Source organism: Streptomyces sp. VNUA24, assembly GCF_029167005.1.
Classification (GTDB): Bacteria; Actinomycetota; Actinomycetes; order Streptomycetales; family Streptomycetaceae; genus Streptomyces; species Streptomyces scabiei.
In genome coordinates, this window is sequence record NZ_CP119143.1 from 3,060,630 (window position 1) to 3,085,508 (window position 24,879).

Genomic DNA, 24,879 nt, shown 5'->3' on the forward strand with positions numbered 1-24,879 from the left:
GGCTTTTCCGGCCTTCCTTGCCGAGGAGCGGAGCCCCGATGGCGCGCTCGACGGTCCCCATCGTGCACGAGCCCCGCGGGCCGGCGGGCTAGAGGACGGCCAGGGCCGGGAACGGGGCGGCGGCGGTGTTCAGCTCCGCCCAGACCGTCTTGCCCCGGCGGGCCCGGCGGGTGCCCCAGCGGTCGGCGAGCTGGGCGACCAGGAGCAGGCCCCGGCCGCCCTCGTCGAAGGCGCGGGCGCGGCGCAGGTGCGGGGTGGTGCCCCCGGAGTCGGAGACCTCGCACAGGAGGGTGCGGTCGTGGATGAGACGCAGCCGGATCGGGGGCCTGCCGTAGCGGATGGCGTTGGTGACGAGTTCGCTGGCCACCAGCTCGGCGGTGAACTCCGCCTCCGCGAGACCCCAGGCGCCGAGCTGCCGGGTGACGTGGGACCTGGCCTTCGCCACGGCGGCGGGTTCGTCCGCCAGGTCCCAGGTGGCGACCTGGCCCGCGCCGAGGGTCCGGGTCCGGGCCAGGAGCAGGGCCACGTCGTCGGGCGGCCGGGCGGGCAGCAGGGCGTCGAGGAGGGCGTCGCAGGTGGCCTCCAGGGAGGGCGCGGGCCGGGCGAGGGCGGCACGCAGCCGGTCCAGGCCCGCGCCGATGTCGTGGTCCCGTGCCTCGATCAGTCCGTCGGTGTAGAGCGCGAGCAGACTGCCCTCGGGCAGGTCGATCTCCGCCGTCTCGAAGGGCAGCCCGCCCAGGCCGAGGGGCGGGCCCGGGGGCAGGTCCAGGATGTCGACGCCGCCGTCCGCCCGCACCACGGCGGGCAGCACGTGCCCGGCGCGGGCGAGGGTGCAGCGGCGCGAGACGGGGTCGTACACGGCGTAGAGGCAGGTGGCGCCGATGTCCCCGCCTCCGCCGACGCCCTCGGCCGTTCCGGTCCCGTCCCCGGCCCCTGCGGCGCCTCCGTCTTCGTCCGCCACCTCTGCCACCTCCGCGGCCAGGCGGATCACCACGTCGTCCAGGTGTGTGAGGAGCTCGTCGGGCGGCAGGTCGATGTCGGCGAGGGTGCGTACGGCGGTCCTGAGGCGGCCCATCGTGGCGGCTGCGTGGATGCCGTGGCCCACGACGTCCCCCACGACGAGGGCGACCCTGGCCCCGGAGAGCGGGATGACGTCGTACCAGTCGCCCCCCACCCCGCCGCGGGAGTCGGCCGGCAGGTAGCGGAAGGCGACGTCGACGGCGGACTGCGGCGGGGTACGGCGCGGGAGCAGGCTGCGCTGCAGGGTGAGGGCGGTGGCACGGGCGTGGGTGTAGCGGCGGGCGTTGTCCACGGCGACCGCCGCGCGGGCGGCGATCTCCTGGGCCAGCAGCAGGTCCTCGTCGTCGAACGCGTCGGGGTTGTGGTCCCGGCAGAACTGCGCGACACCGAGCGTGGCGCCCCGGGCGCGCAGCGGCACCACCAGCGTGGAGTGCACCGGCCGGGCATGTGCCGGCGGCGCGCGGTCCGCGGCCGCCGGGCCGTCGTCCGGCCCGCCCTCCCCCGCGCACCCGCCGTCCGCGGGCCCGGCGTCCGCGGGCCCGGCGTCCGCGGGCCCCGCGCTCTCGTGCGGTCCCCGGCCGTCGACGCCGAGCCGGTGCCGGGTCGGCCGGCCCGTGCTCAGGGCGCGGGCCGGCGGTGAGCCGGGCGGGAAGGTGTGGGGGTGCCCACGGGCGGGCCCGGTGCCGGGGTGGGCGGCCGACCGACGGGCCAGGCGGTGCAGCGCAGGGGACGCGGGCGGGGCGTCCGCCGGGGTGTCATGGGCGTCGAGCGCGGAATGGAGGAGGTCGACGGTGACGAGGTCGGCGAAGTGCTCGGTGGCGAAGTCGGCCAGCTCCTGGGCGGTGCGGGCGATGTCCAGGGTGGTGCCGATGCGCATGCTCGCCTCGTTCACCATCGACAGCCGCCACCGCAGGCGCCGGTCCCGTTCCTCCTCGTACGCGACGACGCCCTGCTCGGAGGTGCGGTCCACGTACCCGGTCGCCGTGGCGATCAGGCCGCGGGTGGCCTCGCCGATCAGGGCCGCGTCGTCGGTGCGCCGGACCATCTCCTCCAGCAGATGGTCCAGCAGGATGGCCTGGCCCAGCCGGAACGCCCGCAGCACGGCGCTGACGGGGACGCCGTGCCGGGCGAAGCGGCGGACGCGCTCCAGCTCGCTGTCCGGTACCTCGATACCGCCCGGGTCGACGCCGTACTGCAGGGCGGACAGCACCGCCGTGACGTGTTCGGCGACGTTCTGCGACGCCATGGCGTCGGGGTGCTCCCACAGTGCGGGCAGTTCCCGGCGCAGGCACCACTCCACCTCGGCGGTCAGTTCGTCCGCCCTGGGGACGAGCTCACGCGCCACTCGGGACACGAGACCGTCTGCCGTGAGGTCCACAGTCACGACGGTACGCCGAACCGTCGTCCACGCCCCACCGCTGGCCCCGTGGCCGACCCGCGCCCCGGCCCGCGAGCGCCGTCAGCCGAGCGCGGCCCCGTACACGTGGTCGACCGACAGGACGACGAGGACCCGGCGCTCGGAGACCATCACCGCGCGGTACTCGTCCCAGTCCGGGTGCTCCCCGGCGGCGGCGCGGTAGTAGTCGACCAGGGCCCGGACCTCCGGGCCCTCCGGGTCGGTGCCGGGTCCGACGAGGTGGACCGTGCCCTCGGCCGTGGCCCAGGACCTGCCGTCGGCACTGGTCACCTCCAGTGCGGCGCGCGGGTCCCGGCGCAGGTTCGCGGTCTTGGCGGTCGCCTCGGTGGTGGAGATGCGGATGACCCCGGCCTCCTGGTCGTAGGAGGGCATGACGGGCGACAGCTGGGGGCGGCCGTCGGCCTTGAGGGTGGCGAGGACACCGAGCCGGCTCTTCGCCAGCAGGGCATGCGGATCGAACGAATTGGCGGTCATACGACCATCATCGGCGCCCACCGCGGTTCCCGGGCGGCAGCGCCACGCCGTGCGGGGCACCGCCGCCCCCGTGCGCCCGGAACCCGCTCCTCCTGTCGGGTCCTTGCCGGGGGCCGGATAGGCTGACGAGGCGAATCGAACGTATGCGGGGCTGGCGGAGGGCACGTGGTGTCGGACGTAGGGCGGCTCGTCGCCGGGCGTTACCGGCTCACGGAGCAGATAGGCCGCGGCGGCATGGGCACGGTGTGGCGGGCCGGGGACGAGGTCCTGGGCCGTCAGGTCGCCGTGAAGCGGCTGCACGTCCAGCCCCATCTCTCCCCCGACGACCTGGTCACCCTGTACGAGCGCACGCGCCGCGAGGCCCGGAGCGCGGCCCGGATCGCGCACCCGAACGTGATCGTCGTCCACGACGTCGTGGACGACCACGCGGACGGTCAGAAGGACGGTGTGCAGGGGGCCTTCGAGGGCGGCACCGGGGACGGCCCGCCCTGCATCGTCATGGAGTACGTCCCGGCGCCCACGCTCGCCGACCTCCTCACGGACGGCCGGACCCTGCCGCCGGAGGAGGCGGCCCGTATCGGTCTGGGCATGGTCGCCGCGCTGCGCGCCGCGCACGCCGCCGGCGTGCTGCACCGGGACGTCAAGCCCGGCAACGTCCTGCTCGCCGCCGAAGGGCGGGTCGTCCTCACCGACTTCGGCATCGCGATGACCGCGGACGCCTCCACCCTGACCAAGACCGGCGAGATGGTCGGCTCCATCCACTACATGGCCCCGGAGCGGATCCGGGGCCGGAAGCCCGGCCCCGCGTCCGATCTGTGGGCCCTGGGCGCGACCCTCTACCAGGCCGTCGAGGGCCGCCCGCCGTTCCGCCGCCTCACCGCCATGGAGGCCGCGTACGCCATCGCCGTGGACCCGCTGGAGCCCCTGAAGCAGGGCGGCACCCTGGCACCCCTCGTCGAGGCCCTCCTCGCCAAGGACCCCGCGGACCGCCCCACCGTCGAGCAGACGGAACGGGCCCTGCGGGCGGTGGTGTCCAGAGAGACGACGACCGCGTCGCCCAGGCATCCCGGTGGGGACATGTCCGGTGGGCGGGCGGATCGGGGAGTCGTCGAGGAAGTCACCGCCAGTGCCGTCCGGCAGACTCACCGGGCATCCGGCCTGGCAACCGGCGGCGAAGGTGGTCGTTCGTCCAGCCAGGGAACTGGGGTGGGAGCCGCACCGGTCGGCCCGGAGCCCAACGGCGACGGCACCTTCCGTCGAGAGGGGCGGGACCACGGTCAAGGCGGCCGGGCGCGGCGCCTCAGTCGCCTGCCGGTGACCATCGCTGTCGCCGTGACCGTGGCGGCCACGGTCGTCGGAGCCACTCTCTACGCGCGATCGAACCCAAGTGGAGACACCGCCCCGAACAGCGAGAAGTCCTCCGCCACCCCTTCGTACTCCCCCTCGCCGGTGCCCAAGGGCTTCCGACTGGTCACGGAGAAGGGGCTCGGCGTCTCCTTCCCCGTTCCTGACGGCTGGAAGGCCAAGAAGCGGACGTCGGGGGAAGTCGTCTACACCGACGAGACAGGGCTGGTCCGCCTCGCCATCGGCTTCGTGGACCCCGCCGGCTCGCACCCCCTGGCCCACTTCAAGGACATTGAAGCGAACACGAAGGTCAACTACCCCACCTCCTACCGGAAGCTGCGTATGCAGAAGACCACCTTCCGTGGGCAGCCTGCCGCGGTGTGGGAGTTCACCTTCCAGGGACGGGCCCGCACCTTCCGCGCCATCGACCTCGGCTACGGCCGAGAGGGCGGACGCGAGTACGACATCTATCTCTCGGCCCCTGACGTCGACTGGGACACCTACCGCCCCACCTTCGACAAGGTCAGGGACGGCTTCACTGTGTCTGCCCGCTCCTAGCGTGGAGCCCCTGGCCGCACGAAACGGCGGCCCGTTCCTCCAGCCCGCTCCAGAACGGGCAGGCAGCATCCGACCGGCCGGTGAAGGCTGTCGGCGGACGATACGTCTCCCTGTGCGTCCCGACATCCTTCCCGTCCGGCATCAATCCCGGCGACCGGTCGTACAACACGGAACGCAGAGACAGCGGCAAGTCAACTCGCCCTCTGGTACGCCCAGTTGATCTACCCGAGGGTAGCCTCAACGGCAGCTCTCGCCACCACGAGAGCCGAGAGAACAGAGTCTCCACCTGTCGGAAGGCGTGAGTTCGTGACCAAAGCGAAAAGACTGTTCGCAGGAGCCTCGGCATCATCCCTCGCGGCGACCGCGATCGTTGGAGGCGGCCCCAGCGATTTCGGGATGTGCGTGCAACTGCTCAGGGACCTCGAGGTCAGCGGGGCACACGCCGTCAGGGCTTGCAATCTGGCGGACAGCTGATCCGTTACGTCTCATCGCAACCCCTGCTCCGGATGCGCTCGACGATCTCCGGGATGGTTCACGGTACGCGATAGGGATGGCGTGGGCGCCGGTCAGCAGACAGGGCGACCGCACCGCCGCCGAGGCACCGCAGCTCGGTGGCGGTGCGGTCCCCGTCATGGTGGGAGGCGGTGGTGCGCTCGACGGTGCGAGTGCCGCCACCGCGTACTGCACCACCAGACGCCCGACGACCTGTATCGGCCGCGAGTCCACCGCCCCGAACCGGCGCCGGGGGCGTGACCCGCGCCACTTCCCGGAACGTCAGCGTCCGTCCTGCTCCGTACGGGTGGATGTGTGTTCACCCAGGTGCCGGGCATCACGAAGGTGCGGAACGGACGTCGGAAGCGCGATGAGGCGGCATATCCCATGACTCACTCGGCCACCATGAATTCCCTCCTCACCCGGCGACTCGTGTCCTGGTGCACTACCTTGGGGCGTGAACAGCCGAGTGGCCCACGTTTACCCAATTCTTGCCACATGAAGCCAGAACGGCTGAGCAGCTACTAGGAGCGGGACCTCCCATGCGTAATGCTGGGAGGTCCCGCGCTTCACTCCACAGCCGCCGGCACGGGAGGGCATCGGGTGCTCAAGACAGTGAAGACGCCGTCCGGCGAACGGACGATCGCCTACGAGACCTGGGGCGATCCGAAGGCACACCCGGTGTTTCTGCTGCACGGAACTCCCGGAAGCCGGCTCGGGCCCCGGCTGCGCACCTTCGACCTCCACAAGCTGGGCGTACGCCTCATCGCCTACGACCGGCCGGGGTACGGCGACTCCGACCGCCATCGCAGACGTACGGTGGTCGACGCGGCCGTGGACGTCAGCGTCATCGCCGAGGACCTGGACCTGAAGAAGTACTCCGTGGTGGGCAGGTCGGGAGGCGCACCACATGCCCTGGCCTGCGCGGCCCGGAACATCGGCAGCCAGGTGGCGAGCGTCGCGGCGCTGGTCTCGCTCGCCCCGCCCGATGCCGACGGCGACGGACTCGACTGGCACAAGGAGATGTCCGAGTCCAATGTGTCGACCTACGAACTGCTCGACCGCCACGCCCCCGACGTGACCGAACTGGGCGCGCTGCTGGCCCGTAACGCCGAGACCATCCGCCGCGATCCGACCCTGTTCCTGGCCTCGCTGCGCGAGGAGATGCCGAACGTGGACCGGGTGATCGTCGAGGACGCCGGTATCCGCCAGCACCTCCTGCGGAACTATCTGTCGGCGGTGGGCGGGGCGGAACAGGGCGCGGAGGAGTCGGTCGATCCGCGCGCGCCGATGGGCTGGGTGGACGACCTGGTCGCGTTCCGGACGCACTGGGGGTTCGAACTCAAGGAGATCGACGGTTCCGTGCCGGTGATGCTCTGGCACGGCGAGCGCGACGTGTTCGCCCCGGTCGCCCATTTCCACTGGCTGGCCAAGCGGATCCCCTCGGCCAAGGCCGTACTGCAGCCGTCCGCCGCCCACTTCGCGGCGCTGCCGGCCCTTCCCCAGGTGCTCGCCTGGGCCCGGGACAAGGCGGGGGGCTGACCCGGCACAGCCCCGCCCGGTGCGCGGCCGCCACCGATGGCCGGCAGCCGCCGCGCGTCCGGGCGTCGCTCAGATCGGGTGCGGCTCCAGGTCGAGGCAGCTGAGCTTCCACTCCTGCAGGCCCACCACACGGGGGTGTTCCCGGCCGATGCGCTTGCTGAGCGCGGCCAGGGTGTCATGGTGCTTGGTGCGGGCCGCGTCGGCCCGGCCCAGGTGGCTCAGCACGACGGCCAGGTTCCCTGCGCAGGTCAGCGTCGACGGGTGCGTGGGGCCGAGCACCTCCTTGAGCAGCTCGTAGGCGTCGTGGCTGGTCTTCCTGGCCTCGTCCCACTTGCCGAGCGCGGCCTCCGCGACGGCGAGGTTGGCGCGGCAGATGAGCACATAGGGATGGTGGTCGCCGTTGAGTTCGCAGAACGTCGCCTGTGCCCAGAGCAGCAACTCATAGGCTCTCTCCGCCGCTTCGGGGCGGATGGTGGCCATGTCGTCGAGGAGCAGGACGGCGTAGTTGACCGAGCAGGCGACCGTCTGGGAGTGGCCGTCCCCCAGGTTGTTGCGCAGGTCCTCCAGGACCCTGCGGATGAGGGTCAGTGCCTCCTCGACGCGGCCCTGGGCGGCCATGTCGCCCGCCAGGCTCATCTCCAGCAGCGAGCGTTCCGAGGACGATCCCTTCTCGCCCTCGGGGGTGCTCCTCAGCACATGGCGGACGAGTTCCTCGGCCTCCACCGGCTGGCCCGCGCGGCGCAGTGAACCGGCCAGGCCCTTGGCCGTGTTGAGCACGGTCGGCGAGCCCTGGGTGAGGCGCGGATTGCGCAGACAGCGTTCGTAGGCGCGCTTCAGCAGGGTGACGGACTCCTCGTAGTCCCCGCAGTCACGCAGGTCCCGGCCGAGGTTGACGGCCGATTCGATGGTCAGCGGATGGTCGTGGAGCTGGATCGCCTCCCGCAGTTCCAGTGTCCTGCGGTCCAGTTCGCGCGCCTTGTAGTAGTCGCCGGACAGCCGCAGCGCGACCGCGAGGTTGTTGGCCGCGCTGAGGGTGCGCGCGTGGTCCTCGCCGTAGATCAGCTCGTATCTCTGGTACGTCTCCTCGTCGTACCGCAGGGCCTCCGTCAGGCGGCCCAGACCGCGCAGGTCGGCGGCGATGCTGCTGGTGGTCATGAGGATGTGCTGGTCGTCCTCGTCGTCCAGCACGGCGAGCTGCCGCTCCAGGATCTCCTGGTCCAGGGAGAGCGACTCCTCGTATCTGCCCTGGGCGCGCAGGATGTTGGCGATCTGGAAGCGCATGTGGAGCGTCCAGCGTTCGTCCGGCGGGCCCAGTGCGGTCCAGGCGTCCACCCGGCGCACGCTGTAGTCCATGGCCTGGGTCAGTTCGCCCCGGCGGCGCAGCTGGCGGACGCGGTCGACGAAGAGTTCCCTGATGCCCTCGTCGTACGACGTCTCGGCCCAGGGTGTGCCGAGGTGCGGCCAGATGATGCGGTACTTCTCCCAGGTGTTGGGGTTCTCGGGGTCGTCCCCGTTGGGCCGGGCGGCGATCAGCGAGCGGTAGACCACCTCGCGGGCGTCCTCGCGCTCCGCCTCGGTCATCTCCTCCCGCATGGCGATCTGCATCATGCGGTGCACCGTCAGGCTCCGGGCCTTGCGGTCGACCGTGACCAGGGAGAACCGGCTCAGTTCCTTGTAGGCGCGGGAGACCGTACGGGCCCCGCCCAGGGCGCGGGAGACCTCCACGCCCTCCAGCAGGTCCATGGAGATGGGCTCGGGGCTGTAGTAGGAACAGATCTGCAGGAGCTTCACCGCCGGCGGGAAGTTCTCCTTGAGCTGTCCGAGCGCGAACTCCCAGGTGTTGGTGCTGGACTTGACGACCTCGCCGACCGTGTTGTCGGCGGGGGCTCCGGTGGCCTGGGGCTGGAGCTGCTTGATGTAGCCGCGGACGTCGACCCGGGTCTGCTCGATGTAGGCGGCGGCTCGCTCGATGGCGATCGGCAGGTCGCCCAGGGCCTCGGCGATCTGGTCGGCCTCCGGCCAGCCGCAGTCGGGCAGGCGGCTGTGCAGGTGGGCGATGCTCTCGTCGCGTTCGAACACGGGGACGTCGACGGTGTCCACGAACCGGCCCCAGCCCTCGGAGCGCTGGCTGGTGATCAGGATGTGGCCGCCGCGGCCGTCCATCATGAACTCGGGGAGGTGGTCGGCCTCGGTCACGTTGTCCAGGATGAGCAGCCAACTCCCGTACGGCTCACCGTGGTTGAGCGCTTCGTACACCGTCTTGGCGGTGTCCGTGGGGTTGGTGCGCTCGGGCAGTCCCAGCGGCTCGGCCATGCCCGCGTACCGCTCGACGGCCAGGATGCGCTGCTCGGCCTGGATGTGCCAGATGACGTCGTAGTCGCTCCGGTAGCGGTAGGCGAACTCCTGGGCCAGCAGGGTCTTGCCCACGCCGCCCATGCCCTTGAGGACCAGGGCTCTGGTGTCCTCCCGCCACAGCTTCGCCCGGATGCCCTCCAGCAGTTCGGTGCGGCCGGTGAAGGACGAGGTCCGCAGCGGGACCGAGAAGATCGGCGGTTCCGCCCCGGGGAACCGGGGCAGCTTCTGCTCGGCGCCCGTGAAGCCGTTGCGGGTCAGTGCCTCCGCCGACCGGCCGAAGCTGCTCAGCAGCGCCTCGCGGCCGGCCTCCCCGGTGTCGCAGCGGGTCATGTCGGCGAGCTGTTCCGTGAAGGGCGCGTCCAGCGACAGCTTGCGGTCGACCTGCATCGAGACCAGCTGGTGGGAGCGCCGGTCGCCCTCGGCGTAGACCGCCTCCCAGGTGGTGCGGAAGCGGGACGATCTCAGATACGCCTCGGAGAAGATGACCAGGGTGTGCGAGGCCGACTCGACGCCGCGTTCGATCTCGTCCCTGCGCTGGGCGCTCTCGACCGTGCCCTCCTGGGCGAGGTGCACCTTGAAGCCGGCCTGCTCCAGGACCGCGCCCGCCCAGTGGGCCCAACTCCGGTCCTGGGGAACGAAGCTGACGTAGACGTCGGAGATGCGTGGCGGACGGTGGCGGGTGTACCGCTCCAGGGTCTTGCGGCGCAGCGGCTCGTCGATGCGGGGCATCGAGGTGACCTGGCCGTCGGTGATGACCTCGGTGAGTCTCTCGTAGGCGGCGAGCAGGCTCTTGGGGTCCCCGGGCTGTTCACGGAAGGGGGCGAGCGTCTCCTCGTAGGAGTAGATGGGCCGGTAGGGGATCTCCACGCTCCCCCAGTACACCTCCGGGTCCTGGTGCGGGATGTGCTTGCGCACGACGCGGTCGAAGCGGTACTGGATCTGCCCGCGGGCGGCGTCCAGCCGGTCGGCCTCGGCGTTCTCGACGCGCATGGGGACCGGCAGGATGCGGATGTCCCGGTTGCCGTACATGCCGTCGATGCGCTCGGCGACGCCGGCCGCGCCCTCGATGCTCTGGCTGCTGGGGGTGAAGCAGGTGACCAGCGTGTGGGGCAGGTTGACGGTGCAGATGTCGGAGATGTCGTTGAGCCCGGTGCGGCTGTCGATGAGGACGTAGTCGAAGTTGCCGACGAACTCCCGCTTGAGCGCCTCCAGGAACCTGGTGGCCAGCGGTCCGTCCATGAAGGGCTTCCAGTCGAACTGCGAGAACGCCGACAGATAGCCCTTGTTCTTCGTCCCGGCCGGGAGGTAGTAGAGCTGGCCGCCCTCGGGGAAGTCCCAGTCGACCTGGATCAGACAGCTGTTGAGGGGGATGCCGTCGGCCGCCCACATGTCGACCGAGATCGACGATTCGGAATCCAGTTCGCCCGGGCGCTTCTGTTCCGCGACGGCGGAGGACTGGAGCATGGACTGGGTGGAGCGGCTGACCAGTTCGAGGACGCCGGGCGTGGAGCGCAGCTGGTTCTCGCTGAGGAAGGGGTGCAGGAAGCGGTCCAGGCCCGGAGCGTCGAGGTCCCAGTCGACGACCAGCACCGCCTTGCCCGCGGAGGCGAGGATCCAGGCCGTGTTGGCGAGCGCCATCGTCCGTCCCGTACCGCCCTTGTACGAGTAGAACGTGATGATCCTGCCCGCGTCGTCGCCGGTCATGGCCTGCCCTCCACGCGACGTCCGTCGCTCGGTGCCCCGTCGTCCCTGCCGGCGTCGGGCCGTCGGGGCAGGTCCGCACCGGATTCCGGAACATCCCGGGCGTCAACGGCGCTCCGGGACAATTGCGAATGAATGTACCGTAGATAGCGGATCTTGGTCGCCTCGGCCAGCTCGCTGAACCAGCGGGTGAAGACATCCGCGCCGGTCAGGCCGCGTACCGCCTCCTGCTCCCCCGTCCGCCCCTCGCTGAGGAAGCGGGGGAAGTGGGAGAGCAGCAGACCGCGCAGCCGGTCGGACTGCTCCTTGGTCTGCAGGTCGTCCCCCGCCAGAGTACTCAGCACCCCCGTCCAGGGTCGGCGGGCCCGGTCGAACTCCCTTGCCTGGGCCGCCATTTGAGGATCCTCCAGGGCCCAGGGATCCACCACCAGGATCCAGGGGGCCGTAGGGATCTCCGTGCTCCTCAGCTCCGCCTGGTGCTTGTGGAAGGGATGCACGGTGGGCTCGAAGCCGAGGTTGCGGGCCAGCGCCTCCATCTGCTCGACCAGCGGTCCCACCGCCTGCCCGTAGGGCCGCCAGTCGTCGACACGGGGCCCGTAGCGTGTGTTGTCCCGGCCGACCGGTAACTGTTCCTCGGTCGGGGCGAGGACGGTGATGTGCAGCGGGGAGGCGAAGGGCGGATCGGCGAAGGCGTCGTCCAGCCCGGCCAGGGTCGTCGGTTCGGCCGTCCGTCCGCCGCCGGAGTGCGCGGGGGGCTGGCGGGGCACGGCGGCCGCCTCGTCGACGATCCGCCGGGCGAGCCAGTCGGTCAGCTGGGAGACCTGGGCGGAGAACTGCGCCGCCATGTGCTCGTCGTCCGGGTCGGGCCGTTCGGTCAGGTCGAGCACCTGGTCGAGCAGCCGGTGCAGTCCCATGGAGGCGTAGTTCTCGGCGGCCTCGCCGAAGCCCTCCGGCACCTCGGGGTAGCGCTGCTTCTCCTTGATCGTCGCAGGAAGGGAGGTGGGCGAGTAGCGCGTCCACAACACCGGGACGATGCCCTGCCTCGTCCCCTGGGTGACGGCGGTCCACTGGCGTCCGCACTGCGGACTGCTGAAGTAGCGCTGCGAGTACAGGGGAACGAAGACCTGGCAGCCGAGGAGGGCCTTGATCGTCCTGTCTCCCGGTGCCCCGGGCCGCTCGACGAAACCGGCCTCCTCCCGCGAGACTCTCGCGTGGCGGGCCACCTTCCCGCACAGTTCGTCGAAGAACCGGAAGACCAGCCGGTTGGGGTCCTGGGAGATGTCGCGGTGCCGCGGAGCAGGAACCCGCGCATAGCTCATGAAGAACATCGGCATCCCGCTATTCCCCCTCGAAGACGTTCCGGAGGTCACTGAAGAGCTCCACGTCGCACGGTTCCAGGCTGGTCTGCTGAGCCACTCTGACGATCATCTGGGCGAGCGCCCATACGGAGCTGCGGTACTTGGCGTGGCGGCCCGCCTGCTTCAGTCCGTAGAGACCGGACTGCAGGTAATCCTTACCCAGATCGGTGTGGGCGTACTGCACCTTGGCCGCGACGGTCGGCAGCGTCAGATGCTGCTCTCCCACCCACAGGACGGGGATGATCGCGTTGCCCGTGTAGGGCCGGGTGCGGAGCTGCTGGCGCCGCGCGAAGGCGTCCCATTCCTTTCCGCACCATTCCCGCCTGAAGTACCGGCTGTTGTAGATCGGAACGAAGACCCGGCAGGTGGCCAGGGCCTGTTTGAGCCGGCCCTCCCAGTCGTCTCCGGGATGCATTCTCTTGTCCAGGAATCCCGGCAGTTCCTGACCGTCGTGGTCGGTCAACTGCATGATGTCGCTGCATAACTGGACGTGGAACTGTTCCAGCGCCACGTCCGAGGCGTCTTTCCTGGCCCGAACCCCCGCCAACTGCGTCCGTGCGTAGCTCATGAAGAACACGTACGGATCGGAGGAACCCGCCGACCGAGTCGCCTGAGATACCGCCTGAACCATGGACTCGCCTTTCCCCTCCCCCGTAAGCCCACCGCGGGCCCCTCCCAGGCCCGGACATCGCAGCTGGATCTCCTCCAGGGATCCATTGGAACGCGAGAACCACCGCCGGTGCCAGGGGTCGGGCCGGAGCAAGTTGTACCGGACACGGGTGCGAGGAACGGGATATGACTGACCATTACACCGCGATCGGACCCGTTTCGGCCACCCCGCCCAGGGTTTCCGCCTCGCCTCTCAGCCCGCGGACGAAACGGTGGCCCAAGGCGGTCAGCGAGCCGGTTCCGGCCACGGTGTCGAGGGCGTCCAGCACGGCCGTACGCCACCTGTCCGCCTCCGCGCGGGAGCGTTCGTACAGGGGGGCGTCCACACCCGACGCACCGCGCCGCACCCTGATCCGCCACACGTCGGCGACGGCGAGATGGGCGTACGCGCCCTGCACGACGGCGTCCAGGGGCCGGGCGTCGGGCCGCCACAGCACGCGGTAGCGGCGCTGGTCGGCGCCGTCGATCAGGTCGAACATGTCGAGCATCGCGCCCAGTTTGACGTGCTGGTACTCATGGACCAGCAACAGGGCGAGGTCCTCGGCCGAGCGGGGCAGCGCGATGCCGACGGCGCCGAAGGCGTGCCGCGAGGTGGCGCTGACGTCGTCGCCGGACGGGGCGGGGTCGAGCGGGGTCACCGTGGTGAGGCCGGCCGCGATGCCCTGCGCGTAGTCGGCGTACTCGGTCGAGATCAGCTCCCATGCCTGCGCGAACATCGCCTCCCAGCGCCGGAACTCGGCCTCGGACAGCCGGGGCCGGGGGGCGTAGCCGTAGCAGTCGCGGGAGGGGTCCAGGTCGTCCAGGGCCACGTCCAGCCCGTCCGCGGACAGGTGGCGCAGCGGCTGCCAGATCATGCCGTCGGGCGGCCGCTCCCGGCCCAGGGTGCGTCCTTCGACGACGAGGGCGGTGTCCGCCGCCGTCACCGTCACCGTGCGGGAGGGCCGGTCGCGGCCGCCGTCGCGCAGCAACAGCCGCCCGATGCCGGGCAGATGGACCGCCGCGCCCTCGGCGCCGTGCCGCAGCGGAACGGCCAGGGTGAGCCGGCCCCCGGTGCGCGCGACGGCCGACAGGGCGGCCTCGGCCGGGTGGCCCTCGGCCCGCCGGCGCACCGACTGGCCGCAGGCGAGGGCCCAGACGCGCAGATACGGGTCGGCGAGCAGCACGTCCAGCGCGGCGGCGGGCAGGGCGAGGACCGCGTCCCAGCCCGGTGCCGCGTCCGCCGGGCCGCCCGGCACCGGATTCCCCGGCACCTGGACGCCAGGCCCCCGGGTGTCCGCGCGGCGGGCGGCGGCCAGCAGCGCCCGGCGCTGGCTGTTCTGGGCCGCGGCCAGGGACCGGACCGCCGCCGTGCTGCCGTGTCCGGCGGCCAGTTCGTCGAAGTGGACCCAGGACAGGCCGTGCCAGCCGTGCCGGACGTCGGCGTCGTCGCGTTCCGCGCTCTGGACGTACTCGATGATCCTCAGCAGGTCCGCGCAGTAGACGGAGGGGTTGTCGAAGCCGTTGGACCTGCGGTGGCGGTGTCCGTAGAGGCCGCCGCCGCAGACCGTCACGACCGGACAGGCGCGGCACTGCGCGCTGAGGCCGTCCAGTCCGGCGCGGCGGGCCTGGATGCCGCGGTGCGCGGCCGCCTCCTCCAGGCGGTGGGTGTCGATGTGCATCCCGGTCTCGGGGGCACCGGGATAGGCCGTCTTCAACCAGTCGGCCTGCTCCAGGGCGCCGTCGGTCTCCACCACGAGCAGGTCCGAACTGCCCAGCCCCAGCGCCTCGGTGAGGCTGCCGCGACCGCGGCTCAGCCGGCTGATCGACTCGAACATCCGGATCCGCATCGGCATGCCGTCGGCGGTCCACTGCTTGTGCACGGCGATCAGCCAGTGGGCGTACTCGGTGGCGGTCTCCCCGCCGGGGCGGGGCGGCGGGTACTCCCAGGTGGCGTGCGGCAGCAGGAAGTCGACGGCGGGCGGGTCGAGTTCGGCCAGCGCCCGGTACACCTCCACCGGGTCGTTCTCGACGTCGATCGTGCACAGCAGCCCGCCGAAGGCGGCGCGGTGGGCCGGTGCGCCCAGCAGGCGCACCGCGCGCACCACGTCGTGGTGGGAGCCGGAGCCGTCCCGTCTGATCCGGTGGCGGTCGTGGGACGCCCGGTCCCCGTCGAGCGAGACGCTGGTGACGACGGACTCCTCGACGAGCATCGCGCAGAACGCCTCGTCCAGCCGCAGTCCGTTGGTCTGCATCCGCAGGTCGAGCGCGGCCACGCCGTCGAGGGCCGAGCGCAGCGCGCGGGCGTAGCCGCGCAGGCGTTCCCGTCCGGCGAGCAGCGGTTCGCCGCCGTGCAGGACGACATGGACGCGGGGGAGCCGGTGGGCGGCGGCGTGCTCGGCGATCCGCTCGGCCGTACGACGGAACGTCTCCTCGGACATCGTCCCCGGACGCCCACGCCAGCTCTGGTCGGCGTGCTGGTAGACGTAGCAGTGGTCACAGGCCAGATCGCACCGGCTGTGCACCTTGATCACGAACTGGCGGAAGGGCCGCGCCGCCACCGTCACCGGTACGGTTCCCCGTCGTTCCGGCCGGGCCGGTCAGAGCGAGGACTGGAAGGCGGCCACCGGCTCTCCGCCACCTGCGAGCGTCCTTGCCATGGCCGACTCCTGAGCGGACTCCGGTACCTCGTCCAGTGAGGTGTCGTGCAAGTCCCTGACGACGCTCGTGGCGAAGGGCTGCTCGTACCTGTCCATAGGCGTCTCCTCGAGCGTACGGCTCCGGGCGGCACACCTCATGGTGACGGCCCGGTAACCGAACAGCAAGGCGATCGCCAGCCAAGTCGTGAATCGGGCCGACATCGCCGCGGCGCCGGCGGCGGCGCCGCGAGGTGGGTCCGGGCCTGGTGAACCGCGGGGGCCGGCGGGGGACTTCGCCTCCCGGACCGCCGCCGGCACGCACGGCCGCGGTCGTCGGGACGGCTCTCCCGGGCGCCCTCTCCGAGGGGGGCGCCCGTATGAGCGGAGCCGTCCTGACGACCGCGGCCGTGTCGTCGGCGTGACCGTCCTGTCGGCCCGGCCGTGGCGTCGGCGTGGCCGTCCTGTCGGCCCGGCCGTGGCGTCGGCGTGACCGCCCGCGGGGAGCGGCGGCCGGGGTGTTACGCGGCCCCGTCCTTCGGGGCGGCCGCGGATGCGGTGAGTTCCTCGGCCTCGGGGAGTTCGTCGACGTCGACGCCGCGCACCTGGGCGAGTTCGTGCTTGAGGGCGGCGAGTTCGGTGCCGCCCGCCATGTGGTTGGTGAGTTCGTCCAGGCTGACCTGGTCGCGGGCGGCGCTCAGTTCGAGGGTGCCCAGGCGCAGGACGCTGAAGTGGTCGCCGACCATGTAGGCGTGGTGGGGGTTGTGGGTGATGAAGATGACGCCGAGTCCGCGGTCGCGGGCGGCGGCGATGTACTTCAGCACCACGCCGGACTGCTTGACGCCGAGGGCGGCGGTGGGCTCGTCCAGGATGAGGACCCGGGCGCCGAAGTAGACGGCGCGGGCGATGGCGACGCACTGGCGCTGGCCGCCGGAGAGGGTGCCGATGGGCTGGTCGAGGTCGTCCAGGACGATGCCCATGTTGCGCAGTTCCTCGTCCGCGGTCCTCTTCATCCGCTCGATGTCGAGACGGCGCACGGGCCAGGGGCCCTTGGTCATCTCGGAGCCGAGGAAGAAGTTGCGCCAGACCGGCATCAGCGGCACGGTGGCGAGGTCCTGGTAGACGGTGGCGATACCGGCGTCCAGGGCGTCCCGCGGGGTGGTGAAGCGCACCGGTTCCCCGTCGACGACGAACTCGCCCTCGGTGTGCTGGTGCAGCCCGGAGATGATCTTGATGAGGGTGGACTTTCCGGCGCCGTTGTCGCCCAGGACACAGGTGACGCGGCCGGGGTGGACGGTGAGGTTCACGCCGTGCAGGGCGCGGATGTTGCCGTAGGACTTGCCCGCCTCCCGCAGCTCGACGATCGGGCGGTCCGAGGCGGGCGCCGCCTCCCGCGCGGCACCGCCGGCGGTGTCCTTCGCGCCGGCGGTGCCCTTCGCGGCGTCGGTGTCCTTCACGGCGTCGGTGTCCTTCACGGCGTCGTGCGCGGTCGCACCGTCGGCCGGGGATCCGTTGGGGTCGGTCATGGGGTGGTTCACCTCCGGGTCGCCTGGCTGCGGACCCACAAGTTGACGAGGGCGGCGATCAGGAGCATCACGCCGAGGAAGGCCTTGAACCAGTCGGGGTTCCAGTTGGCGTAGACGATGCCCTGGGAGACCATGCCGAAGATGAAGGCACCGATCACCGGGCCCACCGCCGAGCCGTAACCGCCGGTCAGCAGACAGCCGCCGATCACCGCGGCGATGATGTACAGGAACTCGTTGCCCACACCCTCGCCGGACTGCACGGTGTTGAACGAGAACAGCAGGTGCATGCCCACGAACCAGGCGCCCGCGCCGACGCCCATGAACAGGGCGACCTTGGTGAAGTTCACGGGCACGCCGACGGCCCGCGCACTGTCCTTGTTCCCGCCGACCGCGAAGATCCAGTTGCCGAACTTCGTGCGCAGCAGCAGCCAGGTCGCGATCGCCGCGAACGCCAGCCAGTAGAAGACCGTGACCTTGACCTCGACGCCGCCGATGCCGACCTCGGAGGCGAAGACGCTCTTGGCCTGGTCGAAGCCGTCCATGTCGCTGATGGAGTCGCTGGCGACGTTGCCGGTGAAGATCTTCGTCACCGCCAGGTTCGAGCCCTGGAGGATCAGGAACGAGCCCAGGGTCACGAGGAAGCTGGGCAGACCGGTCCTGATCAGCAGCCAGCCGTTGAACGCCCCCACGGCCAGCGACACGATCAGCGCGACGATCACGCCCGTCCACACGTTCACCGTGAGCTGGAAGCTCAGGATCGCGGCGGTCAGGGCGGAGGTGGTGACCGCGACACCGGCGGACAGGTCGAACTCGCCGCCGATCATCAGCAGGGCCACCGGGATCGCCATGATGCCCATGACGGAGGCCTGGTAGAGCACGGTCGCCAGCGAACTGGCCTCCCGGAAGGACGGGGCCACCGAGAAGAAGAAGAGGTACACCCCGATCGCGGCGATCAGCGCGCCGACCTCCGGGCGCGCCAGCAGCCGCCGTCCGAGCGAGCGCTGTGCGGTGCGCCCGTCCTTCTGGGTGCCGGCCGGCGGAGCCGGCGGCGAGGAACTCGCCGCCGGAGCCGTTGCTTGGGACATTCAGATCACCGGGTGCCCTTCGCGGCGAACTTGGCGATCGTGTCGACGTTCTTCTTGTCGACGAACGCGGGGCCGGTCAGCACCGCCTGCTCGCCGCCGCCGCTGTAGTTGCCGTTGTTCTTGTAGAGCCACAGCGAGTCCACGGCCAGGTAGCCCTGCAGGTACGGCTGCTGGTCGACCGCGAACTGGATGTCACCGCTCTTGATCGCGTCCGTCAGGTCCTTGTTCAGGTCGAAGGTGGCGACCTTCGCCTTGCTGCCGGCGTCCGCGACCGACTGGACCGCGGTCAGGGCGTAGGGGGCACCGAGGGCGACGACGTAGTCGATGGCGGTGTCCTGCTTGAGCTTGGCGGTGATGGTCGACTTCACGGACGGCATGTCGGTGCCCGTGACGTTGAGGATCTGGGTGTCGCCCTCGAAGGTCTTCTTCACACCGGCGCAGCGCTGCTCCAGGCCGACGTTGCCCTGCTCCTGCACGACACAGACGGCCTTCTTCGCGCCGGCCTCGTTCAGCCGCTTGCCGAACGCCTCGCCCGCCACGCTCTCGTCCTGCCCGAAGAACGACATCAGACCGAGGCTCTGCCAGTCGCTCAGACCGGAGTTGAGGCCGACGACCGGGATGCCCGCCTGGGTCGCCTTGGCCACGACGTCCTTCATCGCGTCGGGCTTGGCGAGGGTGATGGCGATGCCGTCGACCTTCTGGTCGATCGCGTTCTGGACGAGGTTGGCCTGGTTGCCGGCGTTCGGGTCCGCCGAGTAGATCAGCTCGATGTTGTCCTTGGCGGCCGCCGCCTGCGCACCCTTGCGGACGATGTCCCAGAAGGTGTCGCCGGGGGCCTGGTGGGTGACCAGCGCGACCTTCATCCGGGGGGTGTTCGCCTTGCCCGCGGAGGCGTCCGCCCCGCCCTCCTCGGACTTCTTGCCGCCGGAACCGCTGGAGCAGCCGGCTATCAGCAGCGCGGACGCGGCCGCCATGGCGAAGAAGGGGGCCACTCTGCGCGAGCGGGAGTGAAACGTGCGGTCCATCTTTCCTGCACCTCACTGTGCGACGGGGGGAAAGGGATCGGGACAGCGTCGGGCGGAGCGCCCGCGCGGGCCCGGACTCGGAAAGTCCGGATCATTGTGCCGGTAGGCCGACTGCGCTGATTCGTTGGGACGGGATACAAACCCCTGCCGGACCCCCCTGTCAAGGCTTTGTTAAGACATTATTTCAGGAGCAAGTCAGGATGTCAGTACAAAGCCTTGACAGGGGGTCGCTTCGGGTCCTATTCCTGGGATACATCCGGACCCGAGCGCGCGCATCCCCGGGCGCCGCGGGCGTCCGGAGGCCCGCATCCCCCGCCCGAGGAGCGCCGCGCATGCCCGAGCCCGCCGAATCCCCCGATCCGGTCACGACGGCCGTGTCGGAATCGATCTCCATCCGTTGCACATCGGCGGCCTTCCCGCGCGTGTCGAACCCCGCGGCGCGGCCCGGCGCGAGGCACCGGCCCCCACACTGACAGCTCCGCGGCACCCCGCCCGACGCCCGCACCCCTACCCGCACGAATCGTGAGGTCCCGATGTCCCCGTCGCCCACCCGCCGTCTGACCGTCGCCCAGGCGCTGGTGCGGTTCCTGTCCGTGCAGTACACCGAGCGCGACGGAGAGCGCCACCGGCTGATCGCCGGGACCTGGGGCATCTTCGGCCACGGCAATGTCGCGGGCCTCGGCCAGGCGCTCCTGGAGGCCGGCGAGGAGGCGATGCCGTTCCACCAGGGCCGCAACGAGCAGTCGATGGTGCACGCCGCCGTCGGCTACGCCCGCCAGCTGAACCGGCTCTCCGCGCAGGCGGTCACCACCTCCATCGGCCCCGGCGCCACCAACCTGGTCACCGGCGCCGCCCTCGCCACCATCAACCGCCTGCCCGTACTGCTCCTCCCCGGCGACTACTTCGCCACCCGCACCGCCGACCCGCTGCTCCAGCAGCTGGAGCACCCGAGCGAGGCCGACGTCTCGGTCAACGACACCCTGCGCCCGGTCTCCCGCCTCTTCGACCGGATCACCCGCCCCGAGGCACTGATCCCGGCCGCCCTGAACGCCATGCGGGTCCTCGCCGACCCGGCCGACACCGGCGCGGTCACCCTCGCCCTCCCCCAGGACGTCCAGGCCGAGGCGTACGACTGGCCGGAGGAGTTCTTCGCCGAGCGCGTGTGGCGCGTACGGCGTCCGGCGCCCGACCCGGTGGAGCTGGCCCGGGCCGTGCGGGCGATCCGCGGCGCGCGGCGGCCGCTGATCGTCGCGGGCGGCGGCGTCCACCACAGCGAGGCCGAACCGGCGCTGAAGGCGCTGGTCGACGCCACCGGCATCCCGGTCGCGTCCACCCAGGCCGGCAAGGGTTCGCTGCGCTTCGACCACCCGGGCGACCTCGGCGGCATCGGCCACACCGGCACGGCCGTCTGTGACGACATCGCCCGCACGGCCGACCTGGTCATCGGCGTCGGCACCCGCTACACCGACTTCACCACCGCCTCGAACACCCTGTTCCTGACCCCGGACGTCCGCTTCGTCAACCTCAACATCGCCGCGTTCGACGCCCACAAGCTCTCGGCACGGACGGTCGTCTGCGACGCGCGGGCCGGTCTCACGGCGCTCACCGAGGCGCTGGAGGGCCACCGGGTGAGCGAGGCGTACGAGGCGGAGTACCGGGCCGGCAAGGAGCGCTGGGAGCGGGTCGTCGAGGCCGCCTACACCCCGGCCGACGAGCACGCCGCGCCCACCCAGACGCAGGTGCTCGGCGCGCTGGACGCGGTCGTCGGGGACGAGGACGTGGTCATCAACGCGGCCGGGTCGCTCCCCGGAGACCTGCACAAGCTCTGGCGGGCCCGCAGCCCGCGCCAGTACCACCTGGAGTACGGCTACTCCTGCATGGGCTACGAGATCCCCGCGGGCATCGGCGTCCAGCAGGCGGCGCCCGGCACGGCCGTCTGGTCGCTGGTCGGGGACGGCACGTACCTGATGATGCCGACGGAGATCGTCACAGCCGTCCAGGAGGGCCTGCCGGTCAACCTGGTCCTCCTCCAGAACCACGGCTACGCCTCCATCGGCGGCCTGTCCGAGTCGGTCGGCGGCGAGCGCTTCGGCACCGCCTACCGCTACCGCGCCGCCGACGGCACCTTCTCCGGCGCCCCGCTTCCGGTGGACCTGGCCGCCAACGCGGCCAGCCTCGGCATGGACGTCGTCCGCGCCAGGACGGTGAAGGAGCTGCGCGAGGCGCTCGCGACGGCCCGTGCCTCGGACCGGCCCACCTGTGTGTACGTGGAGACCGACCCGGCGGCCACCGCTCCGCCGGCGGAAGCCTGGTGGGACGTCCCGGTCGCCGAGACCGCCTCCCGTCCGGCCGCCGTCGAGGCGCGCGAAGCGTACGACCGCGCGGCGGCGGGCCGGCGACGCCACCTCTGACCCGGGCGCCGCGCGTCTGCGAGGGGCCCCGCCGGGCGGGCCCCCGGTGCCGCACCCGGCCGGACTCCCGGCCCGCACCGCTCATGTCAGGACAATGCGATGACAGGGGTTCCTGTCATCCGGACGGACGGCTACTCTCATGGGCGTGACCAGCTCGAACACGGGGAGTACAGGGAGTCTCGGCCTCAGCGTCGACCGGAGCAGCCCGGTGCCGCTGTACTACCAGCTGGCCCGGCAGCTGGAGTCGGCGATCGAGCACGGCGCCCTCGGCCCCGGCAGCCTGCTCGGCAACGAGATCGAACTCGCGGGCCGGCTCGGCCTGTCCCGCCCGACCGTGCGGCAGGCCATCCAGTCGCTCGTCGACAAGGGGCTGCTCGTCCGCCGCCGGGGTGTCGGCACGCAGGTGGTGCACAGTCAGGTGAAACGGCCGCTGGAGCTGAGCAGCCTCTACGACGACCTGGAGGCGGCCGGGCAGCGGCCCACGACCAGGGTGCTGCTGAGCGAGGTCCGATCGGCCTCCGCCGAGGTGGCGGCGGCCCTGGGCCTCACCGAGGGCGACGAGGTGCACCTCGTCGAGCGGCTGCGCCTGACGCACGGCCAGCCGGTGGCGTACCTGGCCAACTTCGTCCCGGGCGGGCTGCTGGACCTCGGCACCGAACGCCTGGAGTCGACGGGCCTGTACCAGCTGATGCGCCACGCCGGCATCACCCTGCACAGCGCCCACCAGAGCGTCGGCGCCCGTCTCGCCACCGCCGAGGAGGCCGAGCGCCTCGGCGAGCCGGAGGGCGCCGCGCTCCTCACCATGCAGCGCACCGCGTACGACGACACCGGGCGCGCGGTGGAGTACGGCACCCATGTCTACCGCGCCTCGCGCTACTCCTTCGACTTCCAGCTCCTCGTCCGCAACTGACGCACGGGGAGCGGGAGTTCGGGGGCGGGAGCCGTCCAGGGGCGGTGTCCGCCGCCCGGCTCAGAGGTGCACCCACGCCCCCGACGCCGCCGAGCGGCTCATCGCGTCCAGCGCGGTGGCGCTGTGCACGGCGTCGGCGAGGGTGGTGCCGTACGGGGTGCCCTCGGCGATCGAGCGCAGGAAGTTGTGCGCCTCCACGACCTTGAGGTCGTCGTAGCCCATGGCGTTGGCGGAGCCGGGCTGGAAGGCTCCGTACGCGCCGTGGCCGGGGCCGACGAAGAGGGTGTGCACGGACTGGTCCTGGTAGGCGTCGCCGCTGCTGACGCCCAGCTCTCCCATGCGGCGGAAGTCCCAGAAGAGGGCGCCCTCGGTGCCGTGGATCTCGAAGCCGTAGTTGTTCTGCTCGCCGACGGAGACCCGGCACGCCTCCAGGACGCCCCGGGCGCCGGAGGCGAAGCGCAGGAGGCAGTTGACGTAGTCCTCGTTCTCCACGGGGCCGAGTTCGCCGCCCGAGGCGCGGCTGTGCCCGGCGGTGGCGCCGGTGGGCCGGGCCCGCTCGGGGACGAAGACGGCGGTGTCGGCGGTGAGGGAGGCGAGGTCGCCGAGCAGGAAGCGGGCCAGGTCCACGCCGTGCGAGGCGAGGTCGCCGAGGACGCCGCTGCCGCCGCGCTCGCGCTCGTACCGCCAGGTCAGGGCGCCTTCGGGGTGGGCGGCGTAGTCGCTGAAGAGGCGGATGCGGATGTGGGTGACCGTGCCGATCCGGCCGGCGGCGATCAGCTCGCGGGCGGCCTCCACCGCGGGCGCGTTGCGGTAGTTGAAGCCCACGGTGCCCTGGACGCCGGACCGGGCGGCCGCGTCGGCGACCGCGCGGGCGTCGGCGGCGGTGAGCCCGACGGGCTTCTCGATCCAGATGTGCTTGCCGGCCTCGGCCATGGCGACGCCGATCTCCCGGTGCAGGAAGTTCGGCGCGGTGATGCTGACGGCCTGGACGCGGGGGTCGGCGGCCACCTCGCGCCAGTCCCGGGCGGTCGAGGCGAAGCCGAACTGCCGGGCGGCCTCCTCGGCGCGGCCGGGCACCTCCTCGACGACGGTGACCAGCTCGGGCCTGAGCGGCAGCTGCGGGAAGTGGTGGGCCACGCGGGCGTACGCCTGCGTGTGCACCCGCCCCATCCAGCCGAACCCCACCACGGCGACACCGAGCGCACTCACCATGACCATCCCTTTTTGGACCGTTCCAAACACGTACGCCGCTCACACTGAGGGCAGGCCCCTGGACTGTCAAGCCCTTTGACACGGGCACGGTGCTGTGGAACGGTCCAGGCCATGAGACCCGGACCCGCGAACCCGACGATCCGCGACGTCGCCGAGCGCGCCGGTGTGTCCAAGTCCCTGGTCTCGCTGGTGCTGCGCGGCTCGGAGCAGGTGCGCGAGGAGAAGCGGCAGGCCGTGCTGGCCGCCGTGGACGAGTTGGGCTACCGGCCGAACGCCGCCGCGCGCAGCCTGAGCGAGCGCCGCACCCGCACGGTCGGCGTCCTCCTCAACGACATGCGCAACCCCTGGTTCGTGGAGCTGCTGGACGGCCTCAACTCCCGTCTGCACGACAACGGTCTGCGCATGCTGCTGGCCGACGGCCATCTCAACCGGCGGCTCGGCGAGGACCTCACCCGCACCTTCACCGAGCTGCGGGTCGACGGGCTGATCGCGGTCGGCACCCTGCCCCCGTCCGAGGCCCTGCGCACGGCGGCCGGGCTCGTCCCGACCGTGGTGGCGGGGGCCCGGGAGCCCACGCTGCCCCGGGTGGACGTCGTCGCGGGCGACGACCAGCTCGGCGCCCGTCTCGCCACCGAGCACCTCATCGGCCTCGGGCACCGGCGCATCGCCCATATCGCCGGGGACGGCGTGGTCGGCGCGCTGCGCCGCCGCAGCTTCGAGACGGTGATGCGCGAGCACGGACTGGGCGATCTCGCCTCCGTCGAGCGCGGCGACCTGACCGAGGAGGGCGGCTACCGCGCCACGGTCCGGCTGCTCGGCACCGCCCAACGCCCCACCGCCGTCGTGGCGTTCAACGACATGGCCTGTGTGGGCGCCCTCTCCGCCGCCGAGGAACTGGGCCTGAGGGTGCCGCACGACCTCTCCCTCGTCGGCTACGACAACACCTACGTCGCCCGCCTGCGCCACCTCTGGCTCACGACCGTGGACAACGCCAGCCACGACGTGGGCCGGGCCGCCGCCCAGTGCCTCCTCGACCGCATCGCGGACCCGACGCGCGCCGGCCGGCTCGTCCTGACCACACCGACCCTGGAGGTACGCGGCACCACGGGCCCGCCGGCCGGTCACTGAGGCGTCGGCGCGACGGGTCCGCCCTGGCCCGAGGAGACCG

16 protein-coding genes are annotated in these 24,879 nt (G+C 71.7%); 5 read left to right on the forward strand and 11 right to left on the reverse strand.

Going from position 1 to position 24,879, the window contains the following annotated elements; translation table 11 throughout:
* Nucleotides 1-88 precede the first annotated feature (88 nt).
* Together PYR72_RS12810 and PYR72_RS12815 are read right to left on the reverse strand one after the other, a co-directional pair.
* Nucleotides 89-2,398: a SpoIIE family protein phosphatase gene (locus PYR72_RS12810; protein WP_275455462.1), complete on the reverse strand. Its 2,310-nt coding sequence runs from the start codon at nt 2,396-2,398 to the stop codon at nt 89-91.
* A gap of 81 nt (nt 2,399-2,479) precedes the next feature.
* The gene (locus PYR72_RS12815) at nt 2,480-2,911 is read right to left on the reverse strand and encodes a PPOX class F420-dependent oxidoreductase (protein WP_275455463.1); all 432 of its coding nucleotides are present in this window, start codon (nt 2,909-2,911) and stop codon (nt 2,480-2,482) included.
* A gap of 165 nt (nt 2,912-3,076) precedes the next feature.
* On the opposite strand from PYR72_RS12815, the gene PYR72_RS12820 reads away from it, so the two are divergent.
* A complete protein-coding gene (locus PYR72_RS12820; RefSeq protein ID WP_275455464.1) occupies nt 3,077-4,813 on the forward strand; it encodes a serine/threonine-protein kinase in 1,737 nt (578 codons plus the stop codon).
* Nucleotides 4,814-5,908: 1,095 nt separating this feature from the next.
* On the forward strand, nt 5,909-6,847 hold the full coding sequence (locus PYR72_RS12825; protein ID WP_275455465.1) for an alpha/beta hydrolase: 939 nt from the start codon (nt 5,909-5,911) through the stop codon (nt 6,845-6,847).
* Nucleotides 6,848-6,916: 69 nt separating this feature from the next.
* On the opposite strand, the gene fxsT is transcribed toward PYR72_RS12825, so the two are convergent.
* From fxsT to PYR72_RS12865, 8 genes are all read right to left on the reverse strand, one after another.
* Nucleotides 6,917-10,906 (reverse strand): FxSxx-COOH system tetratricopeptide repeat protein, encoded by a 3,990-nt coding sequence (gene fxsT / locus PYR72_RS12830; RefSeq protein ID WP_275455466.1) that lies wholly within the window; start codon nt 10,904-10,906, stop codon nt 6,917-6,919.
* Nucleotides 10,903-12,237: an FxsC protein gene (gene fsxC, locus PYR72_RS12835; RefSeq protein ID WP_275455467.1), complete on the reverse strand. Its 1,335-nt coding sequence runs from the start codon at nt 12,235-12,237 to the stop codon at nt 10,903-10,905. Before fsxC ends, fxsT begins: the two co-directional genes overlap by 4 nt.
* 4 nt (nt 12,238-12,241) lie before the next feature.
* Nucleotides 12,242-12,829 carry a TIR-like protein FxsC gene (locus PYR72_RS12840; protein WP_275455468.1) on the reverse strand — a complete coding sequence of 196 codons (588 nt, stop codon included), beginning with the start codon at nt 12,827-12,829 and terminating at the stop codon, nt 12,242-12,244.
* Nucleotides 12,830-13,067: 238 nt separating this feature from the next.
* Entirely contained in the window at nt 13,068-15,473 is a 2,406-nt protein-coding gene (locus PYR72_RS12845) for an FxsB family cyclophane-forming radical SAM/SPASM peptide maturase (RefSeq protein WP_275455469.1), read from the reverse strand.
* Between the two features lie 33 nt (nt 15,474-15,506).
* Nucleotides 15,507-15,662 carry an FxSxx-COOH cyclophane-containing RiPP peptide gene (fxsA, locus tag PYR72_RS12850; protein ID WP_063649857.1) on the reverse strand — a complete coding sequence of 52 codons (156 nt, stop codon included), beginning with the start codon at nt 15,660-15,662 and terminating at the stop codon, nt 15,507-15,509.
* 401 nt (nt 15,663-16,063) lie between these two features.
* The gene (locus tag PYR72_RS12855; protein ID WP_275455470.1) at nt 16,064-17,068 is read right to left on the reverse strand and encodes an ATP-binding cassette domain-containing protein; all 1,005 of its coding nucleotides are present in this window, start codon (nt 17,066-17,068) and stop codon (nt 16,064-16,066) included.
* Nucleotides 17,069-17,076: 8 nt separating this feature from the next.
* On the reverse strand, nt 17,077-18,153 hold the full coding sequence (locus PYR72_RS12860; protein WP_275455471.1) for an ABC transporter permease: 1,077 nt from the start codon (nt 18,151-18,153) through the stop codon (nt 17,077-17,079).
* Nucleotides 18,154-18,158: 5 nt separating this feature from the next.
* Entirely contained in the window at nt 18,159-19,178 is a 1,020-nt protein-coding gene (locus tag PYR72_RS12865; protein WP_275455472.1) for a sugar ABC transporter substrate-binding protein, read from the reverse strand.
* A gap of 533 nt (nt 19,179-19,711) precedes the next feature.
* Between PYR72_RS12865 and iolD the strand changes: the two genes are divergently transcribed.
* Complete coding sequence (iolD, locus tag PYR72_RS12870; RefSeq protein WP_275455473.1) at nt 19,712-21,589, forward strand: 3D-(3,5/4)-trihydroxycyclohexane-1,2-dione acylhydrolase (decyclizing); 1,878 nt, start codon at nt 19,712-19,714, stop codon at nt 21,587-21,589.
* A gap of 139 nt (nt 21,590-21,728) precedes the next feature.
* Entirely contained in the window at nt 21,729-22,499 is a 771-nt protein-coding gene (locus PYR72_RS12875; RefSeq protein WP_275455474.1) for a GntR family transcriptional regulator, read from the forward strand.
* 60 nt (nt 22,500-22,559) lie between these two features.
* Here PYR72_RS12875 and PYR72_RS12880 read toward each other — a convergent pair whose 3' ends face one another.
* Nucleotides 22,560-23,711 (reverse strand): Gfo/Idh/MocA family oxidoreductase, encoded by a 1,152-nt coding sequence (locus PYR72_RS12880; RefSeq protein ID WP_275455475.1) that lies wholly within the window; start codon nt 23,709-23,711, stop codon nt 22,560-22,562.
* 111 nt (nt 23,712-23,822) lie between these two features.
* On the opposite strand from PYR72_RS12880, the gene PYR72_RS12885 reads away from it, so the two are divergent.
* Nucleotides 23,823-24,839: a LacI family DNA-binding transcriptional regulator gene (locus tag PYR72_RS12885; RefSeq protein WP_275455476.1), complete on the forward strand. Its 1,017-nt coding sequence runs from the start codon at nt 23,823-23,825 to the stop codon at nt 24,837-24,839.
* The last annotated feature ends 40 nt before the right edge of the window (nt 24,840-24,879 follow it).

What these genes read in the sequence shown, in the direction of transcription:
- PYR72_RS12875 (WP_275455474.1), top strand. Translation starts at nt 21,729, where the DNA reads ATGGGCGTGACCAGCTCGAACACGGGGAGTACAGGGAGTCTCGGCCTC.
- fxsT (WP_275455466.1), bottom strand. Translation starts at nt 10,906, where the DNA reads ATGACCGGCGACGACGCGGGCAGGATCATCACGTTCTACTCGTACAAG.
- fsxC (WP_275455467.1), bottom strand. Translation starts at nt 12,237, where the DNA reads ATGCCGATGTTCTTCATGAGCTATGCGCGGGTTCCTGCTCCGCGGCAC.
- PYR72_RS12865 (WP_275455472.1), bottom strand. Translation starts at nt 19,178, where the DNA reads ATGGACCGCACGTTTCACTCCCGCTCGCGCAGAGTGGCCCCCTTCTTC.
- PYR72_RS12855 (WP_275455470.1), bottom strand. Translation starts at nt 17,068, where the DNA reads ATGACCGACCCCAACGGATCCCCGGCCGACGGTGCGACCGCGCACGAC.
- PYR72_RS12840 (WP_275455468.1), bottom strand. Translation starts at nt 12,829, where the DNA reads ATGAGCTACGCACGGACGCAGTTGGCGGGGGTTCGGGCCAGGAAAGAC.
- PYR72_RS12880 (WP_275455475.1), bottom strand. Translation starts at nt 23,711, where the DNA reads ATGGTGAGTGCGCTCGGTGTCGCCGTGGTGGGGTTCGGCTGGATGGGG.
- PYR72_RS12885 (WP_275455476.1), top strand. Translation starts at nt 23,823, where the DNA reads ATGAGACCCGGACCCGCGAACCCGACGATCCGCGACGTCGCCGAGCGC.
- fxsA (WP_063649857.1), bottom strand. Translation starts at nt 15,662, where the DNA reads ATGGACAGGTACGAGCAGCCCTTCGCCACGAGCGTCGTCAGGGACTTG.
- PYR72_RS12815 (WP_275455463.1), bottom strand. Translation starts at nt 2,911, where the DNA reads ATGACCGCCAATTCGTTCGATCCGCATGCCCTGCTGGCGAAGAGCCGG.
- PYR72_RS12860 (WP_275455471.1), bottom strand. Translation starts at nt 18,153, where the DNA reads ATGTCCCAAGCAACGGCTCCGGCGGCGAGTTCCTCGCCGCCGGCTCCG.
- iolD (WP_275455473.1), top strand. Translation starts at nt 19,712, where the DNA reads ATGTCCCCGTCGCCCACCCGCCGTCTGACCGTCGCCCAGGCGCTGGTG.